The 9,009-nt window shown below is 53.6% G+C and carries 9 protein-coding genes, 3 tRNA genes and 1 pseudogene; 4 read left to right on the top strand and 9 right to left on the bottom strand.

Annotated elements, in window-relative coordinates; all coding sequences use genetic code 11:
* A partial coding sequence (locus tag ACLTXB_RS18180; RefSeq protein WP_317336515.1) for a dicarboxylate/amino acid:cation symporter occupies positions 1-1,132 on the top strand: 1,132 nt, incomplete at its 5' end.
* 142 nt (positions 1,133-1,274) lie between these two features.
* Here ACLTXB_RS18180 and tnpA read toward each other — a convergent pair.
* Positions 1,275-1,751 (bottom strand): annotated as a pseudogene (gene tnpA, locus ACLTXB_RS18175) (IS200/IS605 family transposase).
* Positions 1,752-2,078: 327 nt separating this feature from the next.
* On the opposite strand from tnpA, the gene ACLTXB_RS18170 reads away from it, so the two are divergent.
* The 3 genes from ACLTXB_RS18170 (at position 2,079) to ACLTXB_RS18160 (ending at position 2,405) form a co-directional block, all read left to right on the top strand.
* Positions 2,079-2,155 (top strand) — tRNA-Met (locus ACLTXB_RS18170).
* Positions 2,156-2,194: 39 nt separating this feature from the next.
* Positions 2,195-2,269: transfer RNA gene (locus ACLTXB_RS18165), tRNA-Glu, on the top strand.
* A 59-nt stretch (positions 2,270-2,328) separates the two neighbouring features.
* A tRNA-Val gene (locus tag ACLTXB_RS18160) sits at positions 2,329-2,405 on the top strand.
* Positions 2,406-2,578: 173 nt separating this feature from the next.
* On the opposite strand, the gene ACLTXB_RS18155 is transcribed toward ACLTXB_RS18160, so the two are convergent.
* From ACLTXB_RS18155 to ACLTXB_RS18120, 8 genes are all read right to left on the bottom strand, one after another.
* On the bottom strand, positions 2,579-3,259 hold the full coding sequence (locus tag ACLTXB_RS18155; protein ID WP_287553891.1) for a hypothetical protein: 681 nt from the start codon (positions 3,257-3,259) through the stop codon (positions 2,579-2,581).
* Positions 3,260-3,261: 2 nt separating this feature from the next.
* A complete protein-coding gene (locus tag ACLTXB_RS18150) occupies positions 3,262-4,932 on the bottom strand; it encodes a hypothetical protein (protein ID WP_317336514.1) in 1,671 nt (556 codons plus the stop codon).
* A 151-nt stretch (positions 4,933-5,083) separates the two neighbouring features.
* The gene (locus ACLTXB_RS18145) at positions 5,084-6,241 is read right to left on the bottom strand and encodes a tyrosine-type recombinase/integrase (RefSeq protein WP_412260402.1); all 1,158 of its coding nucleotides are present in this window, start codon (positions 6,239-6,241) and stop codon (positions 5,084-5,086) included.
* Positions 6,242-6,244: 3 nt separating this feature from the next.
* On the bottom strand, positions 6,245-6,556 hold the full coding sequence (locus tag ACLTXB_RS18140; RefSeq protein WP_418504090.1) for a DUF6809 family protein: 312 nt from the start codon (positions 6,554-6,556) through the stop codon (positions 6,245-6,247).
* A 136-nt stretch (positions 6,557-6,692) separates the two neighbouring features.
* A complete protein-coding gene (locus ACLTXB_RS18135) occupies positions 6,693-7,610 on the bottom strand; it encodes a HipA domain-containing protein (protein ID WP_287553901.1) in 918 nt (305 codons plus the stop codon).
* Between the two features lies 1 nt (position 7,611).
* Positions 7,612-7,887, bottom strand: a complete 276-nt coding sequence (locus ACLTXB_RS18130; RefSeq protein WP_412260395.1) for a hypothetical protein — start codon at positions 7,885-7,887, stop codon at positions 7,612-7,614.
* 76 nt (positions 7,888-7,963) lie between these two features.
* Positions 7,964-8,170 (bottom strand): helix-turn-helix domain-containing protein, encoded by a 207-nt coding sequence (locus ACLTXB_RS18125; protein ID WP_317336530.1) that lies wholly within the window; start codon positions 8,168-8,170, stop codon positions 7,964-7,966.
* Positions 8,171-8,305: 135 nt separating this feature from the next.
* Positions 8,306-9,009, bottom strand: a 704-nt coding sequence (locus ACLTXB_RS18120; RefSeq protein ID WP_428227914.1) for a tetratricopeptide repeat protein, incomplete at its 5' end; no start/stop codon positions are given.

The raw sequence follows: 9,009 nt of genomic DNA, 5'->3' as shown, positions 1-9,009 counted from the left end.
TTACGGGGTAGTGCCTTACACTACTTTGCTCAACGCCCTATCTGGGCGCACGGTGCCCATCGTCTTTTTCTCCATTCTCTCCGGCATCATCTCCATGAGCGATATCCGCAAGGTGGGTTCCATCGGCGTCAAAACGCTGGTGTATTATACCTGCACCACTGCCGGGGCCATCGTGCTGGCCATGTTCCTGGCCAACCTGTTCAAGGGCTTCTTCACGGTCATCGACCCCACCGGCGTCACCTTTGAGCCCGGGGAGACCGCCGGCTTCATGGACACGCTGGTGGACATCTTCCCCTCCAACATCATCGCCCCCTTTGCCAACGCCTCCATGCTGCAGGTGATCGTGGCGGCGCTGCTGTTCGGCTTCGGCATCCTGGCCGCCGGAGAGAAGGGACGGCCCGCAGCGGCGCTGGTGGACAGCCTCACAGAGGTCTGCATGAAGGTCATGGACATCATCCTGCGCCTCTCCCCCATCGGCGTGTTCTGCCTGATCCTGCCGGTGGTGGCGGAAAACGGTCCCCAGATCCTGGGCAATCTGGGCCTGGTGCTGCTGTGCGCCTATATCGGGTACTTCCTCCACGCCGTCATCGTCTACTCTGCCACGGTAAAGGCCCTGGGCGGCGTGAGTCCGCTGGCCTTCTTCAAGGGGATGTTCCCGGCCATGGCCATGGCGTTCTCCTCTGCCTCCTCCGTGGGCACCCTGCCTTTGAACCTGGAGTGCACGGAGCGGCTGGGCGCCCGGCGGGACATCGCCAGCTTCGTCCTGCCCCTGGGCGCCACCATCAACATGGACGGCACCGCCATCTACCAGGGCGTGTGCGCCGTGTTCATCGCCACCTGCTACGGAGTGGACCTGACCCTGGGCCAAATGATCACCATTGTGCTCACCGCCACCCTGGCCTCCATCGGAACCGCGGGTGTCCCCGGCTCCGGCGTGGTGATGCTGACCATGGTGCTGGAGAGCGTGAACCTGCCGGTGGCAGGCATTGGCCTGGTCATCGGCGTGGACCGCATCTTCGACATGGGCCGCACCACGGTGAACATCACGGGCGACGCTGCCTGCGCCCTGGTGGTCTCCAACCTGGAGAAAAAAGCGGAGGCCCGACGGGCTGCCCGCAGGCCCCGGGCCTGACCCCAGCCTAGTCAAAACCTCCGGCTAAGCCGGAGGCTTGAGTAAGCCCTATAAGGGCTTTATACAGACAATACCCCTTAAGGGGCCCCGAAAGGTTTGCCGTCTGCATTTCTTTCTCGTGCTATCCCTTAAGGGGTTCCTTTTATGCGTTCTTGTTCTCGCGACCCGTAAACAGGTCAACAAACTCTTTCAGTCCTATCTGGTCTGCGATTTGATCCGATGCCAGTTGGTTTCGGATATACTCTGCTATTTGCTTCTTATTTCGTCCCACTGTATCCACATAATATCCTCTGGCCCAAAAGTGTCAATTTCCATACTTATATTTCAGATTTGCATGCCGATCAAATATCATCAGACTACTTTTTCCTTTCAGATACCCTATAATCTGTGACACGCTGTACTTGGGCAGGATGCTGATCAGTATGTGTATATGGTCTTGGCATACTCTAGCTTCTGTAATTTCTCCCCCCTTTTACTGGCACAGTTTTCTTAATATCACTCCTATATCCGGTTTTATCTGCCCATACATCTCGATTCTCCGATATTTCGACGCGAATACGATGTGATATTGACATCTCCAACTTGTATGTTCTAAACCACTTATGTCTTTGCCTTTCACGATGAAGACCTCCCTGTTATTGTAGTTGTGTGGTCGGAAAACCACTTCTACCTTATCAGGGAGTTTTTTCTCTCGCTATAAGCTATTTTTACCCCCGGCATAGCTGGGGGGTGTCTTTCGTACCACCAAAACAGTGCCGGGCGGCAGGAGCCGCCCGGCCTCATTCCCACCGTATCCGGGCTGCCGGCCTCGGGGCACCCTGCCAGCGGCAGCGAGTCTCTCCTCTGCTTCCGGTTTTTTGAAATTTTTCATTTTTTTCGAAGAAACGCTTGACAAACGCCGCCGCCTTCTGGTATAGTAATTGATGCCCGTTCGGGTTAGACATTTGGCGGCATAGCTCAGTTGGCTAGAGCATGCGGTTCATACCCGCAGTGTCCCCGGTTCAAATCCAGGTGCCGCTACCAGATCCATGAAGCGCCTTGGCGCTTCATGGACTTCTAAATGGCCCGTTGGTCAAGTGGTTAAGACACGGCCCTTTCACGGCTGTAACATGGGTTCGAATCCCGTACGGGTCACCATCCCATAGGACGCCGTTGTGCACGGCGTCTTATGGGCAGAAAAAATCATATATCCGTATGGAGGCTTAGCTCAGCTGGTTAGAGCGCCTGCTTCACACGCAGGAGGTCACTGGTTCGAGTCCAGTAGTCTCCACCAAAAAGTTCCTGATTTCGCAAGAAATCAGGAACTTTTCTTTTTATTCGCCGCGAAAAAGTTTGCTTAAATTTTCTGCTTTTTCTCCGACCAATACACTGACCAATTCGGCAATAGTATCCGATAGAATGAGGCAGCACCGGACAGGAATTCCTCGCCCGGTGCTGCCGTGATGGTTACGATCTTTTTGTATGGTCAGAAAAAATCCAGCCTTCCATCTCACACGCGTCTGCAAGCGCTTTGGTGAGCTTTTTGATTGGAAAGTCTGGTGCGGTTTGTATAATGAGTACCAAATGTCCCCAATCCACATGCAGGTTTAGAAGAGCGCTCTTCTCCAGTGTCGAACCTTCATCAAAATGAAGAGGAACCTCTTTTTTCAGGACAGAACAATTCAGATAGACGTCCGCCCAGGGAATCTCCGTATGGATACACTGATAGAGCGATGTATACAATCCTTTGGGCAGCCGGTCAAAGAGAAATATATGCCGTTCCCCTTTGCCCACCTCCTCTTCTTTGAACCAACGGCACTGTTCCAACGCCATTTGGCGCAGTTCTGGAGAGCGCGCCTCCCACAGGGCACAGGTATGTCCGGTATAGTCCGACACGGTCAGCACCACAGGTAGCCCGGCACTGACCTCTTCCACAGTGCGCTGTACAATCGCATGGAAGGGGCGCAGCGCTTCCTCCTGTTCGGCCGAGGCCGCCAGCGCCCCATATCCGCCGGGAAGTCCGTATGATCCCGTCATACCGGCAGTTGCTTCCTCCGCCCGGAACTCTCCGGGCATCAGCCAAAACTCCCCTAAGCGCAGTTCGTTAAGCGACCTGTCGGTTCTTTCTTTTCGTTTCCGGAAAACCATAGTCACTCTCCCACATCTGTGATATCAATTACCCATTTTCCCAAAGAGGAACCTGCATAGGAACCTGCAACACCAAGGATCAATCCGCCGGCAATCCCGCCCACAGCAGTGCCAAGTCCTGGCAAAATTGCCGTACCGATTGCAGCACCTGCCAGAGCGCCGCCTTTGGCGCCGAGTGCACCTCCTGCCCAACTGCCGCCAATACTTGCAGCTGTACTATAAGTCTTTTTCCCGATTTTCTGATCGGCGTCATGTAGATCCCCGTCAATGACATTACATAGTTCCAAAGCATCCAGTGCTGCTCCCGCGACCAACAGCACTCTCCCTGCGATCCTGACTACTTTGGCTGAGTGCTGAAAATCTTTCAGGATATCATAGGCTTCTTTGGAAATCTCGGTATGATCCAATTTGGATGCAAGCCTTTTCTGCCACGCCGAAGCATCTGGGAGAGCATCCACATTGATATGGTAATAGCTTGTATTCCCTTTGTAGGGGTGTAAATCGGCCCTGAAAAGTGGCATATTACTTTCAGAGGATACAAGGCGTGAAAAATTCCGCCCATCTCTTGTGATTTTGGTTGCAGCCCGAATTCCCGTCCAACTGCTTTGGAGCGGGTCAAGCCATGCCAGAGTTGGAAAGGTACCTCGCGCTAATTCATCCAGAAAGCTCTCACGAGCACCGTCAGTCTTTTTTCCGTAAACTCCGTCCTCCAGCAGCCGCCCGCCTAAATTCAATTCGTTAAATCTTTGCTGTAACTGGCGGATTTTTGCTGCATCGCCACCCACAAACCATGCCAGCCGCTCGATCATGCTGTCGGAAATACCTGTGCTGATCCCGCAGTGTTCCAGTTCGCTAACAGCGGCACGCAGGTTACGGGCTGTGTCGTCTGTGATATAGTTGTTCTCTCGTTCGTTTTGCGATAAATCCCGCTGTAATTGGCGCGCGATATCTTCCAAGGAGTCCTTTATGCCTCCATCGTAGTCATCGCTGTATATAGCAGGAAGATCCTGCAAAAGGACCTTCCGTTCCACATAGTTCAGATATTCTCTGCTGCCAATGGAATACCCACAACGCCCCCGCAGATCTGCCGATTCATTGTTGCTACGGTATGTGTTCAGTACATCCCGTAAGAATTCTTTATCCTTTCCCTGTGAAATATCCTGGAGAAATGCAGTCTTTCTTGCATCGCTCCCTGCCGCAAAGGAAATACTCCAATCCACAGCCTTTTGAAGCAAATCAAGGCACTCACTGGCAAAGAAGTCTGAACAGTTCTTAATTTTTTGAATTGCGGTTTGGACAGCCCGATCGTCACGCAAAGAACTGCCTGGGAGATAAAAAGAGGATAGATTTAGGATTCCTATGCAGTCACTGCTATGGCTGCAAAAACTGCCGGACATCCTGCATACATCATATAGCGATTGTACCTGCTTGGCAAGTGTGCTCCTTCGATCAGAGGATATATTGCGAATGACGTTTATGTGTTCCTGCAAGTCGTCGTAGATCTCTTCCACTGCGGCGCCAGCACGGTTCCCCACCTCCCGTAATGTTTCGTGGTAATTCGTTTCTGACGGTCTTTGCATCAGCGTGCCAAAAAAAGTGGCGCGGTTTACGCGGTTCCAATAGTCACCGCTCCCCAAAACAGCACCGTTTTCACCAGTTGCTTCCTTGCTCATAGGTTTCCCTCCTGAAAGTTTTCTCAAATGCAGGCCTCCGTATGAAGAAAATTGCATGTTTCTGTGCAACAAACTGACAGAATTTTTACCAGAAAGGCAGCACCGGGCAGGAATTTCCCAGCCCAGTGCTGCCTTATGTTTATTTTGATGGTTACATCGCCTTTCCAATTACATCGCCCATCGTATCCGCTGCCTCCCGCATCATATCCGGCGTGGCGTGGGTATAAGTACTGAGGGTGAACCCTGCCGAGTAGTGTCCCAGGGTGCTGGACAGGGTCTTCACGTCCACCCCATTCTTCAGGGACAGCGTTGCGAAGGTATGCCGGAGATCATGGAACCGGATATGCTCCGCGCCGATGACTTTCAGGATCTTCTCATGGGTGTGCCGGAAGGAGTCCGGATCGAACATTCCTCCCGTCTTGGGTGACGGGAACATGTAGGGATTTCCCGGATGCTTCTTGTGCTCCTCCACCAGCAGATCCACCGCCTGCTGTGAGACCGGCAGGACGCGGATGGAATTGTGGGTCTTGGGCTGGCTCACCACCAGTTCTCCCTTGGTGCGGGTCACCTGCTTCGTGATGGAGATGGTTCGGTTCTCCACGTCCAGATCCGTCCAGAGGAGGGCCAGCAGCTCTCCCCGTCTCAGTCCCGTGGTCAGTTCCAGGTAGAAGGGTGCCAGCAGTCCCCGCTTGTCCGCTTCCATCAGATAGGGGCGGATCTTCTCTTCCGGCAGGACCTTCATCTCCCGCTTTTCCATCTTCGGCAGCTTGCAGCCCCTGGCGGGGTTCACCAGGATCAGCCGTTCTGCCACGGCCTGCTCCAGGCAGTTGTTCAGCAAGGTATGGATGCCGTGGACCACCCGGACGCTCAGGCCCTTGTTTTTCAACTGGATGTGCTGGTACCGCTGCACCCGCCCGTTCTTCTGGAGATCGTTGTAGAACTTCTGGATCTGGATCGTGGTGAGCTTGTCCAGCTTGATGTCTCCCAGTTGGGGGATGATGTGGTTATTGATGTAGTTCAGATAATAGTCCTTGGTGTTCTCCCGAAGCCGGGGCTCGGCATAGACCTCGTACCACATCTTCACCCAGCTTTTCACCGTGTGGGTGCCGCTGCGGTTCATGTCCAGCCTCTGGCTGTCTGCGATGGCCTTTTTCAGCTTCTCCTTAACCTCCGCCTGGGTCTTCCCCAGTACATTCTTGATTTTCTGCTTCCCGGTCGCCGGGTCATAGGAGGCCGTGTAGAACCCCTCCCACCTACCATCCTTCCGTTTGCGGATGCTGCCTTCACCGTTAGCACGTTTCTTCCCCATTGGTCATCTCTCCCTTCTCGCCAGTTCACAGGCCCGCTGTTCGTCCTCGTTTTCAAAGTTGTACGGTGGCTGGTCTGCCAGCAGCTCCTGTTGGATACCCTGGGCCAGACGATAACCGGAGATGAAGCTGTTGAGACACGCTTCCTCCCGCAGAGCATCTTCCAGATCTGCCATCTTCAGGAGCAGCTTCCGCTCCGGCTCATCCAGCAGACGGGTGAGCTGCCTGTAGGTCCGTTCGATTTTCCTGTCCAGATACTCCGCCCTCCGGGATATCGTCTCGAACCTGTAGCAAAGGGCTTTCATATAATCACGCATCGTGAATCGCCTCCTATCAGCGACACACAATACCATGCCCTGACCTCAATAGCCATCCCAACCGGGCAGAGTTATCAATTTGTTAGCAAATTCAGGACCGCTTCCGAAAATTCGGAAGCGGTCCTGAACTTTACACTCACATATGAAGTCTCGGTGATAGATGCTGCTGTTGCTCCATAATCCGCCGATGCACAGGGACCATGATTCTTTCCATTCGGGCAGACAGATAAGTCTGGTAAAACTGCCGCTGCAGTTCATCCAGGAAAGGAACTTCTCTGATGAAAGCTTGCATCTCATCCAGATGGAATCGTGGCATCATGCGCATGACCGCTGCATTGCAGTCCTTGTTTCCAGCTGCCATCAAGAAATCATAGTAGTTGATCTTCCGGTCATTCTGTTTGATGGCAGAAGTCGGGAAGCGGTAGATTCGGGCATTCAGCTCATCCTGATTTGACAAGACCGCCCGCATCACCTGGGCATCTGCCTGAGGCAGCAGACAGCTGCCGCAATCATAGATTGGGGCCAGCGTTGCGGTCTGGGTGTCATCGTGATACAGGAATCCCCAGTTTCCGTTGTGCCGGTCAAAATTCCCCAGAAGCGCGTCCACCACAAAGACATTCCAAAAGTGTTGCAGCACTTCCACAGGATTCACGTACTGCTGTTTTTCAATGGTATCCAGAATGTCCTCCAGCTCCGTTCCGGTGCCGCCATGTTCAGAATCGATGACGGTATTCTTGATGGAGCAAAAGTCAAACAGCTTACTTCCGTCTGCAGTAAAATCTTTGCAGGCGCAGACGATCTTCGTCTTTCCCCCTACATCATACGTTCCCAGGATGGTTTCCTGCGCGGGGATCCCAACCATGTTGAAGATGGTGCTGGCGATGTGTTCGCTGATACAGCTATTCGTGTAGGACAGCTCCGTTCTCTTTCCCTGACCGGAAGGAGGAAATTTCAGCATATATTGCTCGCCCTGATATTCGATTGCGATCTTCTTTCCGTTGGCACCGTTATAAGCACGTCCGGGCACACGCTTGCAGTTTGTAAAATCAGGCACTTCATTCACCCCACAGAAACTTCTGACGCAGATAATTGGCATGTTCATGTGTGATCGCGCCATCGTTGATCTCCGCGATGTTGATGCTTCCGTACAGCTCTCCCCACAGACAGTCCAGCAGAGAGGACCCCTCCGCAAGGCCTTCTTTGTATGCGTCCAGATCATGCTGGAGGTAAGGTGGGAGCCCATATTCCCATGAGCGTTCCCGCAGGGCTTCCGCCGACTCCCCGCCTGTCCCTATTGAGCAGACCTGCTTTTGTGCCGACATATCCTTCATAGGAACACCCCTTTCCTTGATTTGTATGTTGTATTTTACCACATTGCCTCGCCGCAAATCAACGATTGCCCTCATATCATATCTTTTCGGTCTGTTTGTCTACCCATTCCTGAAGTTTGTCCTTGGGTATCACAATGCGGGTGCCGATCCTCAGTGCAGGAAAACCCTCGGACCGTGCCAACTCATAAGCCCCGGCACGGGAGATTCCCAGCGCCGCTGCCATCTCCGGAACCGAGAGCATCAGCGGCAGATCTTCATAAGATTTGAATGTTTCTTTTTTCACTGGATATCCTTTCTCCTCTCCAGCCGTGGGAGAGGCATTTATTTGTTGTTCTTCGTCTTGTTGATTTATTTCTTCACCATCCGGTGGAGGGAATCATCCGCAGGAGCTGCAGCGTGGCCAACAGGTGTTTGCGTCTTACCACCCCTTCATGGTCATACCGCCCCAGGTCTGGGTTTGCGTTTGTTCCTCCTCATGGTCGTCGGGCTGGTGGCCCAAGGCGATCCGCAGCTCCTGGAGCTCCCGCATTCGCTTGCGGTCAATGTGCAGCCTCGGCTGTGCGGGTGGAGCAGGCACATTGTCCCGGAAGATGTTGCTCATGTGGTAGAGCAAACGACTCACCGCAATCAGGAGCTGCGGCTGGTGCCATTGATCTTGGCGTTCCAGAACATACTGAGCGTAGGGATGCCCATACACGTCTGCCCTCCGGAAACAGTTCCAGGCTGCTTCGTCGTCTTTGGGAACGCCGCTGCCTGTGAGGTACAGCTTCCCCAACAAATAGTTCGCCCAGGGATGATTTTGGTCAGCTGCATAGCGGAGATACTCCGCCGCTTTGACTGCGTCCTTTGGCACGGACCTGCCTGTCAGGTATTCCTTTCCCAGGCGATAGGCAGCATCAGTGTTTCCGTTTCGAGCTGCTCTCTCCAGCCATTGGAGGCCATCATCAACGTTATGCACCTCCGAATCATCAGAGAGATATAGCTTGCCGAGGGCATACTGGGCTGCTGGCAGATTTCGCTTTGCCGCCAGTTCCAGCCAGTGGACGGCTTGCTCCGGGTCCGGCAGCAGCAGGCCGCCGTCCCGATAGAGAAGTCCCAGGAAGTACTGGGCGTGAACATCAC

The sequence above is a fragment of the Flintibacter sp. genome (genome assembly GCF_046973065.1).
This window is presented reverse-complemented; position numbering and strand designations above follow the sequence as displayed.